The sequence below is a fragment of the Streptomyces erythrochromogenes genome (assembly GCF_040684695.1).
GTDB lineage: Bacteria > Actinomycetota > Actinomycetes > Streptomycetales > Streptomycetaceae > Streptomyces > Streptomyces erythrochromogenes_C.
In genome coordinates, this window is record NZ_JBFBGM010000009.1 from 1 (window position 1) to 16,802 (window position 16,802).

Annotated in this window: 12 protein-coding genes; 4 read left to right on the forward strand and 8 right to left on the reverse strand. The window is 73.1% G+C overall.

Features of this window, described 5'->3' with window-relative positions:
* Positions 1–147: 147 nt before the first annotated feature.
* The 5 genes from sucD to AB0O53_RS15730 form a co-directional block, all read right to left on the reverse strand.
* The gene (gene sucD / locus AB0O53_RS15710) at positions 148–1,038 is read right to left on the reverse strand and encodes a succinate--CoA ligase subunit alpha (RefSeq protein WP_030764277.1); all 891 of its coding nucleotides are present in this window, start codon (positions 1,036–1,038) and stop codon (positions 148–150) included.
* A 21-nt stretch (positions 1,039–1,059) separates the two neighbouring features.
* On the reverse strand, positions 1,060–2,238 hold the full coding sequence (gene sucC, locus AB0O53_RS15715) for an ADP-forming succinate--CoA ligase subunit beta (RefSeq protein WP_030851393.1): 1,179 nt from the start codon (positions 2,236–2,238) through the stop codon (positions 1,060–1,062).
* Between the two features lie 291 nt (positions 2,239–2,529).
* Complete coding sequence (locus tag AB0O53_RS15720; RefSeq protein WP_350992713.1) at positions 2,530–3,726, reverse strand: VWA domain-containing protein; 1,197 nt, start codon at positions 3,724–3,726, stop codon at positions 2,530–2,532.
* A 46-nt stretch (positions 3,727–3,772) separates the two neighbouring features.
* Positions 3,773–6,064 (reverse strand): DUF5682 family protein, encoded by a 2,292-nt coding sequence (locus AB0O53_RS15725; RefSeq protein WP_365196050.1) that lies wholly within the window; start codon positions 6,062–6,064, stop codon positions 3,773–3,775.
* On the reverse strand, positions 6,061–7,167 hold the full coding sequence (locus AB0O53_RS15730) for an ATP-binding protein (RefSeq protein WP_350992716.1): 1,107 nt from the start codon (positions 7,165–7,167) through the stop codon (positions 6,061–6,063). Before AB0O53_RS15730 ends, AB0O53_RS15725 begins: the two co-directional genes overlap by 4 nt.
* 134 nt (positions 7,168–7,301) lie before the next feature.
* Here AB0O53_RS15730 and AB0O53_RS15735 point away from each other — a divergent pair, with 134 nt between their 5' ends.
* On the forward strand, positions 7,302–8,645 hold the full coding sequence (locus AB0O53_RS15735; protein WP_350992718.1) for an SWIM zinc finger family protein: 1,344 nt from the start codon (positions 7,302–7,304) through the stop codon (positions 8,643–8,645).
* Between the two features lie 170 nt (positions 8,646–8,815).
* A complete protein-coding gene (locus tag AB0O53_RS15740; RefSeq protein WP_434094392.1) occupies positions 8,816–10,483 on the forward strand; it encodes a DUF5691 domain-containing protein in 1,668 nt (555 codons plus the stop codon).
* A 152-nt stretch (positions 10,484–10,635) separates the two neighbouring features.
* Here the strand turns inward: AB0O53_RS15740 and icmB are convergent, their stop codons facing one another.
* Positions 10,636–11,037, reverse strand: a complete 402-nt coding sequence (gene icmB / locus AB0O53_RS15745; protein ID WP_030764263.1) for a coenzyme B12-dependent isobutyryl CoA mutase small subunit — start codon at positions 11,035–11,037, stop codon at positions 10,636–10,638.
* 173 nt (positions 11,038–11,210) lie between these two features.
* On the opposite strand from icmB, the gene AB0O53_RS15750 reads away from it, so the two are divergent.
* Together AB0O53_RS15750 and AB0O53_RS15755 are read left to right on the forward strand one after the other, a co-directional pair.
* On the forward strand, positions 11,211–11,993 hold the full coding sequence (locus AB0O53_RS15750) for an esterase/lipase family protein (protein ID WP_365196055.1): 783 nt from the start codon (positions 11,211–11,213) through the stop codon (positions 11,991–11,993).
* A 221-nt stretch (positions 11,994–12,214) separates the two neighbouring features.
* Entirely contained in the window at positions 12,215–13,783 is a 1,569-nt protein-coding gene (locus AB0O53_RS15755) for a M23 family metallopeptidase (protein WP_350992724.1), read from the forward strand.
* A gap of 109 nt (positions 13,784–13,892) precedes the next feature.
* Here the strand turns inward: AB0O53_RS15755 and pcrA are convergent, their stop codons facing one another.
* Positions 13,893–16,436: a DNA helicase PcrA gene (gene pcrA / locus AB0O53_RS15760; RefSeq protein WP_350992726.1), complete on the reverse strand. Its 2,544-nt coding sequence runs from the start codon at positions 16,434–16,436 to the stop codon at positions 13,893–13,895.
* On the reverse strand, positions 16,420–16,764 hold the full coding sequence (locus AB0O53_RS15765; RefSeq protein WP_350992728.1) for an ArsR/SmtB family transcription factor: 345 nt from the start codon (positions 16,762–16,764) through the stop codon (positions 16,420–16,422). Before AB0O53_RS15765 ends, pcrA begins: the two co-directional genes overlap by 17 nt.
* Between the last annotated feature and the right edge of the window lie 38 nt (positions 16,765–16,802).

Below are 16,802 nucleotides of genomic sequence, written 5' to 3' on the forward strand. Positions count from 1 at the left end.
CGCCACCTCCTGTACACGCGCCCCGCGTTCCCGCTGGGGGGCCCCCCGCCCACCCCCCCCACGGTCTATGCCGCCGGCACCGGCACACGGGGGGGCCCCCCCCCCCGGGGGGGGGGCCCCACGCCCGTTCAGCCGTACGGCCGCTGCTTACTGAGCGGCGTTCAGGATCGCGCGAGCGAGCTCGGCGGTCTCGGTCGGCGTCTTGCCGACCTTGACGCCGGCGGCCTCGAGGGCCTCCTTCTTGGCCTGCGCGGTGCCGGAGGAGCCGGAGACGATGGCGCCGGCGTGGCCCATGGTCTTGCCCTCGGGGGCGGTGAAGCCCGCGACGTAGCCGACGACCGGCTTGGTGACGTTCTTCGCGATGAAGTCCGCCGCACGCTCCTCGGCGTCGCCGCCGATCTCGCCGATCATGACGATCAGCTCGGTCTCCGGGTCGGCCTCGAAGGCCTCCAGGGCGTCGATGTGCGTGGTGCCGATGACCGGGTCGCCACCGATGCCGACGGCGGAGGTGAAGCCGATGTCACGGAGCTCGTACATCATCTGGTAGGTCAGCGTGCCGGACTTGGACACGAGACCGATCTTGCCGGGCTTGGTGATGTCGCCCGGGATGATGCCGGCGTTGGACTGGCCGGGGGTGATCAGACCCGGGCAGTTCGGGCCGATGATGCGGGTCTTGTTGCCCTTGGCGGTCGCGTACGCCCAGAAGGCGGCGGAGTCGTGCACCGCGATGCCCTCGGTGATGACGACGGCCAGCGGGATCTCGGCGTCGATGGCCTCGACGACGGCGGCCTTGGCGAAGGCCGGCGGGACGAAGAGGACGGAGACGTTGGCGCCCGTCTTCTCCATCGCCTCGGCGACGGAACCGAAGACCGGGACCTCGGTGCCGTCGAAGTCGACGGTCGTGCCGGCCTTGCGCGGGTTCACGCCGCCGACGATGTTGGTGCCGTCAGCCAGCATCAGCTTGGTGTGCTTCATGCCCGTGGCACCGGTCATGCCCTGGACGATGACCTTGCTGTCCTTGTTGAGGAAGATAGCCATGTGAGTCTGTGACCTCTGCCCTTACTTCGCAGCCGCGAGCTCGGCGGCCTTGTCGGCCGCGCCGTCCATGGTGTCCACGCGCTGCACCAGCGGGTGGTTGGCGTCCGAGAGGATCTTGCGACCCAGCTCGGCGTTGTTGCCGTCGAGACGGACGACGAGCGGCTTGGTGACCGCCTCGCCCTTCTCCTCCAGCAGGGCCAGCGCCTGGACGATGCCGTTGGCGACCTCGTCGCACGCGGTGATGCCACCGAAGACGTTGACGAAGACGGACTTGACGTCCGGGTCCCCGAGGATGATCTCGAGACCGTTGGCCATGACGGCGGCGGAGGCGCCACCGCCGATGTCCAGGAAGTTGGCGGGCTTGACGCCACCGTGGTTCTCGCCGGCGTAGGCGACGACGTCCAGGGTGCTCATGACGAGACCCGCGCCGTTGCCGATGATGCCGACCTCACCGTCGAGCTTGACGTAGTTGAGGTTCTTCGCCTTGGCGGCGGCCTCGAGCGGGTTCGCGGCGGCGTGGTCGACGAACTCCTCGTGACCCGGCTGGCGGAACTCGGCGTTCTCGTCGAGGGAGACCTTGCCGTCGAGGGCGATGACCTCGCCGGAGGCGACCTTGGCGAGCGGGTTGACCTCGACGAGGAGCGCGTCCTCGGCGATGAAGGTGTCCCACAGGGTCACGAGGACCTCGGCGACCTTCTCGGCGACCTCGGCCGGGAACTGCGCCAGCGCGACGATCTCGCGGGCCTTCTCGATGGTCACGCCCTCGTTGGCGTTCACCGGGACCTTGGCGAGCTTCTCCGGGGTCTCCTCGGCGACCTGCTCGATGTCCATGCCGCCCGCGACCGAGGCCATGGCCAGGAAGGTGCGGTTGGTGCGGTCGAGGAGGTACGAGACGTAGTACTCCTCGACGATCTCGGGAGCGGTCTCCGCGATCATCACCTTGTGGACCGTGTGGCCCTTGATGTCCATGCCCAGGATGTCCGTCGCGCGGGCGACGGCCTCGTCCGGGGTGGCGGCCAGCTTCACGCCGCCGGCCTTGCCGCGGCCGCCGACCTTCACCTGCGCCTTGACGACCGACTTGCCGCCCAGCCGCTCGGTGGCCTCGCGAGCCGCCTCAGGCGTGTCGATGACTTCACCGGCCAGCACCGGTACACCGTGCTTGGCGAAGAGGTCCCTCGCCTGGTACTCGAACAGGTCCACGCGCGTCCGTCCCTTGTCTTTTTAAAGATTCGCAGTGATTCGCGGTTGTCTGCTATCTGCGTGGGCGTGCCGCGGAGGGCAACGTGACGGCGCTGTCACAAGGAAGGCGCACACGGTGACCGTGGACGCGGCATGTCCGTCCGGCAGGTTATCCCCGTGGGGCGTGGGACCCTAAATCGCAGATCACACCTGAGCGGTGATACCTGTCACAGAACGCCTTACGGTTGAACTGGAAATTCGTGTGATCGGCCGATTCACAGGCGTGGCCGGGACGGGCGTGTCGGAGGAACCTCAGGGGGTCGGCAGGGGCCGCTTCTCCAGCGCCGCGGCCATCACCTCCGGGAACAGGTCGGGCGTGCAGGCGAAGGCCGGCGCCCCGAGCGCGGCGAGGGCCGCGGCGTGCTCGCGGTCGTAGGCCGGGGCTCCCTCGTCGGACAGCGCCAGCAGGGTCACGAACTCGACGCCGGCCCCCTTCATCGCGGCGACCCGCTTGAGCATCTCGTTGCGTATGCCGCCCTCGTAGAGGTCGCTGATGAGCACGACGACCGTGTCGGAGGGCCGGGTGATCTTCGACTGGCAGTACGCGAGGGCCCGGTTGATGTCGGTGCCGCCGCCCAGCTGGGTGCCGAAGAGGACGTCGACCGGGTCGTCGAGCTGGTCGGTCAGGTCGACGACGGCGGTGTCGAAGACGACCAGGCGGGTGGCGATCGAGCGCATGGAGGCGAGGACCGCGCCGAAGACGGACGCGTAGACGACGGAGGCCGCCATCGAACCCGACTGGTCGATGCAGAGGATCACCTCCTTCTTCACCGATTGCGCCGCCCGGCCGTAGCCGATCAGCCGCTCGGGGACGACGGTGCCGTACTCGGGCAGGTAGTTCTTGAGGTTGGCCCGGATCGTGCGGTCCCAGTCGATGTCGCGGTGGCGGGGACGGCTGATGCGGGCGGAGCGGTCGAGCGCGCCGGTGAGGGTGGCCCGCGTACGGGTCGCGAGCCGCTTCTCCAACTGCTCGACGACCTTGCGGACCACGGCCCGCGCGGTCTCCTTCGTCGTCTCGGGCATCGCCTTGTTCAGGGAGAGCAGGGTGCCGACCAGGTGGACGTCCGGTTCGACGGCCTCCAGCATCTCCGGCTCCAGCAGCAGGGCGGACAGGCCGAGCCGCTCGATGGCGTCGCGCTGCATCACCTGGACCACCGAACTCGGGAAGTACGTCCGGATGTCCCCGAGCCAGCGGGCCACGTTCGGCGCGGAACCGCCGAGCCCGGCCGACCGGGCCGACCCCGTGGACCGGCGGCCCCCTCCTTCGCCGCCTCCCCCGTACAGCGCGCCGAGCGCGGCGTCCATCGCCGCGTCCCGCCCGGTCAGGGCGTGGCCGGTGCCGTCGGCGTCTCCCCCGCCGAGCACCATCCGCCACCGGCGCAGCCGCTCGCCGCCCACGGGGTCCGCACTGCCCCGTGCCGCCGCCGCGCTCATGTCCGTACCGCTCATCCGTCCGTCCCCCTGCACTCGTCGTACCCGTCCTTGCACCGCGTTCTCAGGCGGCTGCCACCCCGTCGGGGGAGGCCAGCAGCATCCGGACCAGCTCCGTCACCGCGTCCGCCCGCTCCGGGTCCAGATCGGGGGCGAAGCCCTCGGGGGCCCGGTCCGTCGCCCGCGCCGCCCCCGCGGCGGCGGCCGGGCCGCGCCGGACCAGCTCGCCCAGGGTCCGCTTCACCCCCGGCTCGTACGCCCCGAAGGTCCGCCGCAGCAGCGGGAGGACGTCGGTGAAGGCGCGCTCCGGGACCCCGGTCAGCCAGCTGTCGATCAGGCCCAGCAGCCGTTCGTCGTGCACCAGCAGGGTGCCGCCGCCCGAACTCCCGCCGGCGAAGCCCTCGATCCAGCCCGCCGCGTCGGCGGGCGGGGCGGCCGGGGACAGCGCGAGGCCCATCAGCCGAGCCGTCTCCTCGGCCTCCAGCCGTCCGTCGTCGAGGAGCAGCCGCGCCGCCCTGCCCCGGATGACGCCCGGCACGGTGTCCCGGGCCGCCAGCGTCCGCAGCACCGCGGACCAGCGCACGCGCAGCCCGTCGCCGGTGTCCGCCAGCAGGCCGACCGCCGTGTGCACCCCGTCCACGTGGCCGCGCAGCTCCGCCGCCGCGTCGGCGTCCAGGCCGGCCGCGCAGGCCGGCGGGAGCGCGACGCATATCCGCTCGGCGAGCCCGGCCGCGACGGTGCCGAGCGCCGTCGCGTCGGTCCCCCGCACGTCCCCGTACCGCAGTGAACGGGCGAGCGCCGGAAGGGCCTTCGCGAGCTTGGCGACGTCGGTGTCCAGCGCGGCGCGGTCCGCCAGGGCCCGCAGTACGGCCGGCAGCGCCTCGGACAGCCCGGCCAGGAGGCACCGCTCGGCCAGCGCCGTGACCTCGCCCAGTTCCCCGGCGCCCGCCGCGTCCGCCTCCGCCTTGGCGGTGGCCGCCGCGAGGACGGTGGTGCCCCAGATCCCGGCCTCGGCCACCCGCACGGACAGTTCCGGCTCCCAGCGCAGCCGCCAGGTCTCCCGGAAGGTGCCGGTGCTGCCGCGGGAGGCGGTCGGGGTGCCCCAGCCGATGCCGAGCAGCCGCAGCCGGTGCAGCAGCAGGGACTTCGCGGCGTCGGTGTCCTTGCGCAGGTCGAGTTCCAGCTCGCGTTCCTGCGCCTCGGCCTTGAGCCGCAGGGACTTCTGCAGGCGTGTCAGGTCCCGCTGGAGCGGTACGACGGGGGCCGCGTCCGGGACCTCGCCGAGCACGTCGCCGACGACGAGGCGGTCCTCGACGAGCGCCAGCGGTACGTCGGAGCCGTCGCACATCACCGCCCGGACCGCTTCCAGGGTCTCCGTCAGGCCGGGCAGGGGCCTGCCCCGCATCGCGGCCAGGGTCTCGGCCAGCCGGACCGCCTCGATGACGTGTGCCGAGGAGACCTGCCGGTCCTCCTCGCGCAGCAGGCCGGCAACCTTGGTCAGCCACCGCTCGACGGGCCGGTCCGGGGCGGAGAAGAGGTGGGCGTACCAGCCGGGCGAGGTGATCCCCGCGCCGTAACCGCCGGCGCGGGCGAGCCTGCGGTGGGTCCACGGCACCCAGGTGGTCTCCACCTTGACCTTCGCCAGCCCGGTCAGCAGCGCCCTGTCCGCGGCCACCGTGGTCTTCGCCCGCAGCGCCGGGACGTGCCAGGCTCCGCACACCACCGCGTACCCGTCGCCGAACTCGCGGCGGGCGGCGCGCATCCGCTGCCGCATGTACGCCTCGCGCACCAGGTCGCGGCGGTGACCGCCGTCGCCGTACGCCTCGCGCAGGGCCGCCATGGCCTCCCCGAGCGCCTCGAACGCGCCGAGCGCCTCCTCCCCCGCGCCGCCGGTGCCCCGGTGCTCGACCACGTCCTCCCACCAGCGCTCGGGGTCGTCGTACCCGGCGGTCTCGGCGAGCACCGCGAGGGGGTCCAGCCGGACCCCGTCGGTCTCGGCACGGTCCGCGTCCGCCTCCCCGGCCGCGGCCAGCGAATGCGCGGCGGGCAGGTCCATGAACCGGACCGGTACGCCGGCCTCCTGCGCCCAGCGGATCGCCACCCACTCCGGGGAGAAGTCGGCGAGCGGCCAGAACGCGGCCCGGCCCGGGTCGTCCGCGGCGTGCGCGAGCAGTGCCACGGGCGGCCGCATACCGGGGTCGGCGGCCAGCTCCAGCAGTGCGTCTCCCTCGGGCGGCCCCTCGATCAGCACGGCCGCCGGGCGGGCCGCGTCCAGGGCGGAGCGGACCGCGCGGGCCGATCCGGGCCCGTGGTGGCGCACGCCGAGGAGCAGCGGGCCCTTTCGGGCGGTGCTCATGCGGTCACCTCCCGGCAGGCCCGGTAGAAGTCCTTCCAGCCGTCGCGCTCGCGGACCACGGCCTCCAGGTACTCCTGCCAGACCACCTTGTCGGCCGCCGGGTCGCGGACGACGGCGCCGAGGATCCCCGCGGCCACGTCGGAGGGGCGCAGGACGCCGTCCCCGAAGTGGGCGGCCAGGGCGAGGCCGTTGGTGACGACGGAGATGGCCTCGGCGGTGGAGAGGGTGCCGCTGGGCGACTTGACCTTCGTGCGGCCGTCGTCGGTGACGCCGTCGCGCAGCTCGCGGAAGACGGTGACGACCCGGCGGATCTCCTCCAGCCCCTCGGGCACGGCGGGCAGGTCGAGGGCGCGGCCCATCTGGTCGACGCGGCGGGCCACGATGTCCACTTCGGCGTCCGCGGTGGCGGGCAGCGGCAGGACGACGGTGTTGAAGCGGCGGCGCAGCGCGCTGGAGAGCTCGTTGACGCCGCGGTCGCGGTCGTTGGCGGTGGCGATGAGGTTGAAGCCGCGCACGGCCTGCACCTCTTCGCCGAGCTCCGGTATCGGCAGCGTCTTCTCGGACAGGACGGTGATGAGGGTGTCCTGGACGTCGGCGGGGATGCGGGTGAGCTCCTCGACGCGGGCGGTCATGCCGTCGGCCATGGCCCGCATGACGGGGCTGGGGACGAGGGCCTCGCGGCTGGGGCCGTGGGCGAGGAGCCGGGCGTAGTTCCAGCCGTACCGGATGGCCTCCTCGGGGGTGCCGGCGGTGCCCTGGACGAGGAGGGTGGAGTCGCCGCTGACGGCGGCCGCGAGGTGTTCGGACACCCAGGTCTTGGCGGTGCCGGGAACGCCGAGGAGGAGCAGGGCCCGGTCGGTGGCCAGGGTGGTGACCGCGACCTCGACGATGCGGCGCGGGCCCACGTACTTGGGTGTGATCACGGTGCCGTCGTCGAGCGTGCCGCCGAGCAGGTAGGTGGCGACGGCCCACGGGGAGAGCTTCCAGCGGGTCGGGCGGGGCCTGTCGTCGGCGGCCGCCAGGGCTTTCAGTTCGTGCGCGAAGGCGTCTTCGGCGTGCGGTCGCAGCGCCTCGGCGCCGGTGCCGTTCTCGGGCTTGCTCATGGTCCCCCTCCAATGCTCGGCAGCCGCTCCCGACTGCTGTTCCAACGGTGCACCACGCCACTGACAACGCACCGAGCCCAGGCCGTTGTTGCAGGTCAGAGCAATTGTCAGAGGGGGTCTCTACGGTGGTTGTCATGACTGAGCAGGGGGTCCGCTGGACGGCGGAACAGGTACTGGCTCTGGCTCCTGACGATGCCTCACGCAAGGCGGGCGGCAGACTCGGCGGGGCGGGGCCGTGGTCACAGATCGGAGGTTCCGCTTCCGGTTCTGTATGGGGGTTGTGCAAGGGCAGCGGCAGCAATCCGTACCGCACGGTCGTCGACCTGACGGGACCGGCCTACAAGTGCTCCTGCCCGAGCCGGAAGTTCCCGTGCAAGCACGCGCTGGGACTGCTCCTGCTCTGGTCCGCCGAGGGGGTCGGCGAGCCCGGGGAGGCACCGGACTGGGCCGCGCAGTGGCTGGCGGACCGGGCGGCCAAGGCCGCCCGTCCGGCGGGCGCGGCGGCCGGGCCGGTGGACGAGGAGGGGGCCCGGCGCCGGGCCGAGCGGCGGGCGGCGCGCATCGGAGCGGGCGTCACCGAGCTGGAACAGCGGCTGTCCGACCTGCTGCGCGGCGGCCTCGCGGGCCAGGAGCACGCGGGCTACGCGGCATGGGAGGAGACCGCGGCCCGGATGGTCGACGCCCAGGCGCCCGGACTGGCCGGGCGCGTAAGGGAGTTGGGGACGATACCCAGTTGCGGCCCCGGCTGGCCCGCACGGATGCTGGAGGAGGCGGCGCTGCTGCACCTGCTGGACCGGGCCTGGATGGGGGTGGCGGGACTGCCGGAGCAGTTGGCGGCGACCGTGCGCAGCCGGGTGGGACTGCCGGCCTCCGGGGAGGGGGAGGCCGTACGGGACCGCTGGCTGGTGCTCGCGCAGTACGACTCGGTGTCGCCGGACGGACGGCTCACCACCCGCCGGATATGGCTGCGCGGGCTGGCGGGCGGACGGCCCGCGCTGGTGCTGGACTTCGGACCGCCCGGGCGGCCGCCGGGGCTGGCGCTGCCGGTGGGTCTGGTGCTGGAGGCGGAGATGCGCTTCCGGCCCGGGTCGGCGGGGCTGCGGGCGGACCTCGGGGAGAGGTTCGCGGCGGCCGCGCCGTGCACGGAGGTTCCGGCCGGGGTGGGCACGCAGGCGGCGCTGGAGGCCTATGGGACGGCGCTGCGGGACGACCCGTGGCTGGAGTCCTGGCCGGTGGTGCTCGGTCCGGTGGTTCCGATACCGGGCGAGCTCGGCTGGCAGTTGGCGGACGCGGAGGGCACCTGTGCCCTGCCGGTGCCCCTCACCGGGGCCGGCAGCCGCTCCCGCGGGGGGCTGTGGCAGCTGGCCGCGTTGTCGGGCGGGGACCCGGTGACGGTGTTCGGCGAGTGCGGCCACCGCGGCTTCACCCCGCTGACGGCCTGGCAGCCGGGTTCCTCGGAGCCGGTCGCCCTGTCCTGAGCCGGGCGGGGTCGGACAACCACATCGCAGGGGGCCTGGGGGGTCCTGTGCCGTCACACGGCGGCGGCAGGGAGAAGTGCGGCGCCGGGGGGCGCCGTACACGCAACGACGAGAAGCCGGGGGGCTTTCATGAACGACAACCACGCCAGTTGAGCGGACCCGCAGGGGACATCGACAGCCCTGGTCCCGCGGAGGGGGCGGGACCGGGGCACCGGACACAACCGAGGACGAGCAGCGAGGGAGGGGCACCGATGGGCGAGGGTGACGAGGGGTACGGGGAGTGGCAGGAGCTGGTCGGCACCGCGCTGCTGGGCACCGACCGGCGCCGGGGCGGGGGGCCGGCCGGCTCGCCGGAGGCCCTGCTGGACGCGGCGGCCGTGCACGCCGTGCGCCGCCGCGCCGGATTGCGGCCGGCCGAGGCGCGCCCGCGGCCCGAGCCCGCGCCCCGCGACCCCCGGCCGGCACCGCCGGAGGCGGCGGGCCGCCGGCTCGCGCAACTGCTGGCGGGCCGCACCGGCGCCGCCGGCGGGAGCGGTGGCGGCCGGCGCGGGTCGGCACCGGACCTGACGGAGCTGCTGCCGCAATGGCTGGCCGCGGCCGGACGGCACGGCTACCGCGCGCCCGCGGCCCTCGTACCGGCACTGCTGGACGCCGCCCGGGCCCGGACGGACCTGCGCCCGCAGGCACTGGCTCTCGCCGGGACGCGGGGCCTGTGGCTGGCGCGGATGAATCCGGACTGGCGGTTCGCCCTGCGCGGCGGGGCGGGCGGCGGGGAACTGCCGGACGTGACCGACCCGTCCGCGGTGGAACGCCTGTGGGAGGAAGGGCTGTTCGCGGAACGCGTGGCGCTGCTCGGCGCCGTACGGGCCCACGAGCCGGCGGCGGCGCCGAGGCTGCTGGAGACGACCTGGGCGACCGAACGGGCCGAGGACCGGCTGATGTTCCTCGACTCGCTGAGGGTGGGGCTGTCCCTGGAGGACGAGTCCTTCCTCGAGGCGGCACTGGGCGACCGCAGCCGCAATGTCCGTGCGACGGCGGCCGAACTGCTCTCGGCACTGCCGCAGTCGGCACTGGCGGGCCGGATGGCCGAGCGCGCACTGGCCTGTGTGGGACCGGAGGGGGTGACGCCGCCGGCCGAGTGCGACGCGGAGATGCTCCGCGACGGCGTGGTCAAGCGGCCGCCCGCCGGACGCGGGGAGCGGGCCTGGTGGCTCGGGCAGTTGGTGGAGGCGGCGCCGCTGTCGTGCTGGCGGGAGCGGTTCGGGGGGCTGGGCCCGGCGGAGATCGTGGCGCTGCCGGTGGCCGCGGCAGAGGGCTGGACGGAGGAACTGCACGCGGCGTGGTGCCGGGCCGCGGTGCGCCAGCGGGACCCCGAGTGGTCGCGGGCCCTGCTCGGCCCGGCGTCGGCGCCGCCCGCGGCGGGTCCGGGTACGGCCTCGCTCGCGGAGCGGGCCAAGCTGCTGGAGACCCTCCCCGACGGGGAACGGGCCGAGTGGGTGGCGGAGTTCGTCCGGGCGCACGGGCTGTCCGAGGCGTTCCAGCTGCTGGGGGTGTGCGTGGTGCCGTGGGCGGGTGCGCTGGGCCGCGCCGTGGTGGACGCGCTGGACATCGCCCGGGAAGCCGGCAGCTATCCGTGGAGCTTCAGCGGGGTGATGGGCCTGGCCGAACGCTGCCTCGACCCCGCCGAGGCGGGCCGGCTGGAAGCCCTGACCGCGGCCGCGGAGGAACCGCAGGACGCGTCGCCGGGCGCGGCCGCCTACTGGGCCGAGGCCTTCCAGCGGCTGGTGGCCACCCTCCGGCTGCGCGCGGCGATGCTGTCGGAACTCACCCCGGCCTGACCCCTGCGGGCCGCTCGGCCGACATCAGGACTCGGGCAGCCGTGCCCGACTCCCGGTCCGGCGCAAAGCCGGGGCCCGCCGCGCGCGGGGCGGCCACTGCCGGGAGGCGGCCCCGCGGGGCCGCCGCCGGACCGCCGCCGGACCGCCGGGGGCTACTGGCGGACGTGGGCGTTGACCCAGTCCACGATGGAGGTGGTCGTCGCGCCCGGGGTGAAGATCTCGGCCACGCCCTTCTCCTTCAGGGGGGCGATGTCGTCCTCCGGGATGATGCCGCCGCCGAAGACCTTGATGTCCTCCGCGTCGCGCTCCTTGAGGAGCTCCAGCACGCGCACGAAGAGCGTGTTGTGGGCGCCCGAGAGGATCGAGAGGCCGATCGCGTCGGCGTCCTCCTGGATCGCGGTGTCGACGATCTGCTCGGGGGTCTGGTGGAGGCCGGTGTAGATGACCTCCATGCCCGCGTCACGCAGCGCCCGCGCGATCACCTTGGCCCCGCGGTCGTGGCCGTCGAGACCCGGCTTGGCCACCACCACACGGATCGGACCGGTCACACCCATCGCACTGCCTCCCGAGTGAACGAACGTTAAGTACAGCATCGCGCACGCCGCCGTTTCGCGGTCAAGCACGAGGGGGAAATCACACGTGGGACGGCATTGCGCCACCGTGCCGACAGCCGCACGGCACGGTGGCGCGGCGGCCGTCGTCCCAAGAGGATCACAGGAGGCCGTCGATGGGTCTGTCCTTACCCATACCCGTCCCCTTCTCCGGCGCCGCGCTGCGGGCCGGAGCGCTGGAGGTCGTCGTGCTCGGCGGGCACCTCCTGCTGTACCCCACCGGGGTGTGCCAGGAGAAGGTCGCCGCCGTGCCGGCCACGACACGCCCACCCGTCCTCCTCCTCCACGGGTTCACCGACAACCGCTCCGTCTTCGTCCTGCTGCGCCGCGCCCTCGCCGCGAGCGGCCTGCGGCACGTGGAGGCGTACAACTACTCTCCGCTCACGCTCGACCTGCGCGTCACCGCCCGCCACCTCGCCCGGCGTGTCGAGGAGCTGTGCGAGCGCACCGGGCAGGACCGGGTGGACCTCGTCGGGCACAGCCTGGGCGGCCTGGTCGGCCGGTACTACGTGCAGCGGCTCGGCGGCGACACGCGCGTACGCACCCTCGTCACGCTCGGCACCCCCCATTCCGGCACGCGGGTCGCCCCCTTCATGGACGCGCACCCCCTGGTGCGGCAGATGCGCCCGGACTCCGAGGTGCTGGCCGAGCTGGCGGCGCCCTCGCCCGGCTGCGCGACCCGCTGTGTGGCGTTCTGGAGCGAGTTCGACACGCTGATGGCCCCGGTCGGGAGCGCCCGCATCGAACATCCGGACATGCGCGTGGAGAACGTGCAGGTCATGGGCATCGGACATCTCGCCCTCCCGGCGCACCCGGCGGTCATCGCGGCGGTCGGCCGCGCCCTCGACGGCTTCGCGCCGGCCGTCGTGACGGGCCCGGACGCCGCTTCCGTCGCCTGACCGTTCGGCGACCAGGAGTCGAACACATTTCGAACTCAAGGCCAAGGCTGCGTCTTTCGGCGACCGAAAGACGGCCGAATGCCCGGTTCCGCTGATCTGAGGACCCGGCGAAGATTGTCGTTGCGAGTAACCGACGGGTACAGTCACGCCACTGCTCTCCTCCGGTGAACTTCGAGTTCCCGGCCACCCAGGCCCCCACTGCCGAGGCGAAAGAGAAGTTGGTGAACGACCGCCCCCCGTCGGGCCAGTACCCGGATGCCGGGTACGACGGCCTTTCCACCACCGCTTTCGCTGGTGACTCGGCCTACGTTTCCTACGAAACGCAGGGCCAAGGAGTCAACTACGCTGCCTACGGCTCCTATGAGACCGGCGCGTACGACACGACCGCGTGGACCGCGCAGGACCCCTACCTGTCCACGATCCCTTCGCAGTCCGCACCCGAGGACACCACCGGGAGCTGGGACGCGAGCGCCTGGAACGCGGCGGGAGCGGGCACGGACTATTCCGGCTACACCGCCTACCCGACGGCCTCCTTCGGCTACGACACCTCCGCGGAGCAGACGGGCCACTGGGCGATGCCCGGCTTCGGCACCACCGGTACCGAGACCGGCGCCTACGACGCGACCGCCTGGAACACCGTCGCGCAGAGCCCGGCGCAGCCCGAGGCCGAGTACGCCTACGACTACCAGCCCGCGCAGCAGGACTACGCGTACGGCACGACCACGCTGGGCACCGTAGGCTACGTCCACGAGACCCCGGCCGAGGTGAGCGCACCGGAGACGACCGGGGCCGACACCTACAGCGAGACGGCCGTCTTCGAGGTGCTCTCCGACCCGGCGCCCGAGGCCGCCGAGGCGTACGAGGCAGTCGAGGCGTACGAGGTGCCCGAGGCGTACGAGCTGCCCGAGGTCCACGAACTGCACGGCGTGCACGACATGCCCACCCAGGCCATGCCGGTGACCTCCGCCCCGCGCTCGGCGCGCCGGACCGCCGCCAAGGCCAACGCCAAGACGACCGGCGCCAAGACGACGGGTGCCAAGGCGGCCGGCGGCCGGCGGCGCACCCCGGCGAAGCGTTCCGCCCTGCTGACCGTCGCGGTGCCCTCCGCCTGCGTGATGGGCGTCGCGGGCGTCGCGGCCGCCTCCGTCGGCGGACTCACCGGTACGGACAAGCCCGGTGAGGACACCACCACGATGGCCGCGCCCGACCCGGCGTCGGTCAAGCCGGTCGCGGCGAACACCAAGCTCGACACCCAACTGGTCGCGCTCAGCGCCGACGCGGGCGACTTCGCGGACCGCGCGAGCCGCACGCAGGAGCGCATCGACCTGCGCGAACGCCAGGAAGAGGAAAAGAAGAAGAAGGCCGAGGAGGCCGCGGCCAAGGAGGCCGCCCGCCCCAAGTTCGCGATCCCCGTCGAGCAGCACGGCCTCAGCGCCAGCTTCGGCCAGGCCGGCGGCATGTGGATGTCGGTGCACACCGGCATCGACTTCCCGGTGTCCTACGGCACCCCGGTCATGGCGGCCACCGACGGCACCGTGCGCACGCAGTTCAACAGCGCCTACGGCAACATGGCCATCGTGACCGCGCCCGACGGCACCGAGACCTGGTACTGCCACCTCAGCTCCACCAAGATCCGCGGCGGCAAGGTCAAGGCGGGCGACGTCATCGCCTACTCGGGCAACTCCGGCAACTCCACCGGCCCGCACCTGCACTTCGAGGTCCGGCCCGGCGGCGGCTCCGCGATCGACCCCCTGGCCTGGCTGCGCAGCAAGGGCCTGGACCCGAGGTAGGCACCTCGGCACGACCGGTTCCACGAGGGCCCGGCAGCGTTCTCGCTGCCGGGCCCTCGTGCGTGCGCGGGAGCCCGGCCGGGGCCCGGCCGGAGACCGGCCGGGGCCCTCAGAGCTTCTGCACCGGCGCGTAACGCAGCAGCAGCCGCTTCGGCTTGTCGTCGCCGAAGTCGATGGTGGCCTGCGCGTCCGCGCCCGCCCCCTTGACCTCCATGACGGTGCCGAGCCCGAACTGGTCGTGCGTGACCCGGTCCCCGACCGCCAGCGCGATGACGGGCTTGTCCGCGGCGCGGCGCGTCGCGAACCCGGACGGGCCAGACTTCGTGCGCGACGAGGACAGGAACGCCTCGGGCGAGGTGCCGAAGGAGGACCGTCCGCCGCCCGAGCCCGAACCGTAGCCCGAACTGCGCATCGGGCCGGCCGGCTTCTGGGCCGCTCCCGTGCGCTTCCACTGCAGGTACTGGTCCGGGATCTCCTCCAGGAACCGCGACGGCGGGTTGTAGGAGGGGGTGCCCCACGCGCTGCGCATGCTGGAGCGCGTCAGGTAGAGCCGCTCGCGCGCACGCGTGATGCCGACGTAGGCGAGGCGGCGCTCCTCCTCCAGCTCCTTGGTCTGGCCCAGCGCGCGCATGTGCGGGAAGACCCCGTCCTCCATGCCGGTCAGGAACACCACCGGGAACTCCAGGCCCTTGGCGGTGTGCAGGGTCATGAGGGTGATGACGCCGGAGCCGTCCTCGTCCTCGTCGGGGATCTGGTCGGAGTCGGCGACGAGGGCGACCTGTTCCAGGAACTCGGCGAGCGTGCCGGGACCGGCCGGCGCCGTGCCCTCCGGGGCCTCGGCGGCCGCAGCCTCGCGCGCCTGCTCGAACTCCAGGGCCACGGCGGCCAGTTCCTGGAGGTTCTCGATCCGCGTCTCGTCCTGCGGGTCGGTCGAGGCCTGGAGTTCGGCGAGGTAGCCGGTGCGCTCCAGGACCGCCTCCAGGACCACCGCCGGGCCGGCGCCCGAGTCGACGATCGTACGGAGCTCCTCCATCAGCGCGTTGAACCGCTTCACGGCGTTGGTGGAGCGGGCCGCCATGCCGAAGGCCTCGTCGACGCGGCGCAGCGCCTGCGGGAAGGTGATCTTCTCGCGCAGCGCGAGCGCGTCGATCATCGCCTCGGCGCGCTCGCCGATGCCGCGCTTGGGCACGTTCAGGATCCGGCGCAGGGGGACGTTGTCCTCCGGGTTCGCGAGGACGCGCAGGTACGCGAGGACGTCGCGGACCTCCTTGCGCTCGTAGAAGCGGACGCCGCCGACGACCTTGTACGGCAGGCCGACCCGGATGAAGATCTCCTCGAACACACGGGACTGGGCGTTGGTCCGGTAGAAGATCGCGACGTCGCCGGCCTTGGCGTCACCGGCGTCGGTGAGCCGGTCGATCTCGTCGGCGACGAACTGGGCCTCGTCGTGCTCGGTGTCCGCGACGTAGCCGGTGATGACCGCGCCGGTGCCGGCCTCGGTCCACAGGTTCTTGGCGCGGCGGTTCTCGTTGCGCTCGATGACGGCGTTGGCGGCGGACAGGATCGTCTGCGTGGAGCGGTAGTTCTGCTCCAGCAGGATCGTCGTGGCGTCCTTGTAGTCCTCCTCGAACTGGAGGATGTTGCGGATCGTCGCGCCGCGGAAGGCGTAGATCGACTGGTCGGCGTCACCCACCACGCACAGCTCGGCCGGGGGCAGGTCCGGGTAGCCGGTGCCGACCAGCTCGCGCACCAGGGTGTACTGGGCGTGGTTGGTGTCCTGGTACTCGTCGACCAGGACGTGCCGGAAGCGGCGCCGGTAGTGCTCGGCGACGTCGGGGAAGGCCTGGAGCAGGTGCACCGTGGTCATGATGATGTCGTCGAAGTCGAGGGCGTTGGCCTCGCGCAGCCGCGCCTGGTACATCGCGTACGCCTGGGCGAGCGTCTTCTCGAAGCCTCCCCCAGACTCCGTCCGGGAGGTGCCCCCTGCCGCCTGGTCGGCGAAGGCCTCTTCGTCTATCAGCTCGTTCTTCAGGTTCGAGATCTTGGCGTTGAAGGACTTCGGCGGGAACTTCTTCGGGTCCAGGTCCAGGTCGCGGCAGACGAGCGCCATCAGGCGCTTGGAGTCGGCCGCGTCGTAGATCGAGAACGAGGACGTGAAGCCGAGCCGCTTGGACTCGCGGCGCAGTATGCGCACGCACGCGCTGTGGAAGGTGGAGACCCACATGGCGCCCGCGCGCGGGCCGACCAGGCCCTCGACGCGCTCCTTCATCTCGCCGGCGGCCTTGTTGGTGAAGGTGATCGCCAGGATCTGGCCTGGGTGGACGTTCCGGGCGGACAGCAGGTGCCCGATCCGGTGGGTCAGCACCCTGGTCTTGCCGGAGCCGGCGCCGGCCACGATGAGCAGCGGGGAGCCCGCGTGCACCACGGCGGCGGCCTGCTGCTCGTTCAGGCCGTCCAGGAGCGTCGCCGGGTCGATGACGGGCTTGGGGGCGCCGTCCCGGTAGTACGCGTCCCCGGTCATGGGCACGTCGAAGTGACCCCCGAAGAGGTCGTCCGCACCCGCCTCCGGGGCGGGGTACTCCTCGGGCGGCGGCGGGACCTCGTCGGAGGGGGTGAGGTCCGCCAGGAAGCTGTCGTCAAAGAGGCTGCTCATCGCATTCCGAGTCTAGGGGGCGGGACCGACAGGCCAGCACGAGTTCCAGCAGACCGGGGAAACGGAGCTCCAGGTCGTCGCGGCGCAGCGCGAGGTAGAGCCTGCGGCCCTGGGGGCGCCGGCGGATGACTCCGCTCTCGCGCAGCGTCCTGAGGTGGTGCGTGACGCTCGACCGGGGCAGGTCGGGCACGACCTCGCCGCAGCAGGCCTCCTCCCCGGAGGCGAGCCGGCGGACGATCTCCAGCCGGACGGGGTGTCCGAGCGCCGCCAGGACGTCGGCGAGATCGAGGCGGTCGGCGGCGGGGTGGGGCGGGTCGGCGGCGGGCACGCCCACCACTGTACGCAGATCTCGTACGGACGGGTCCG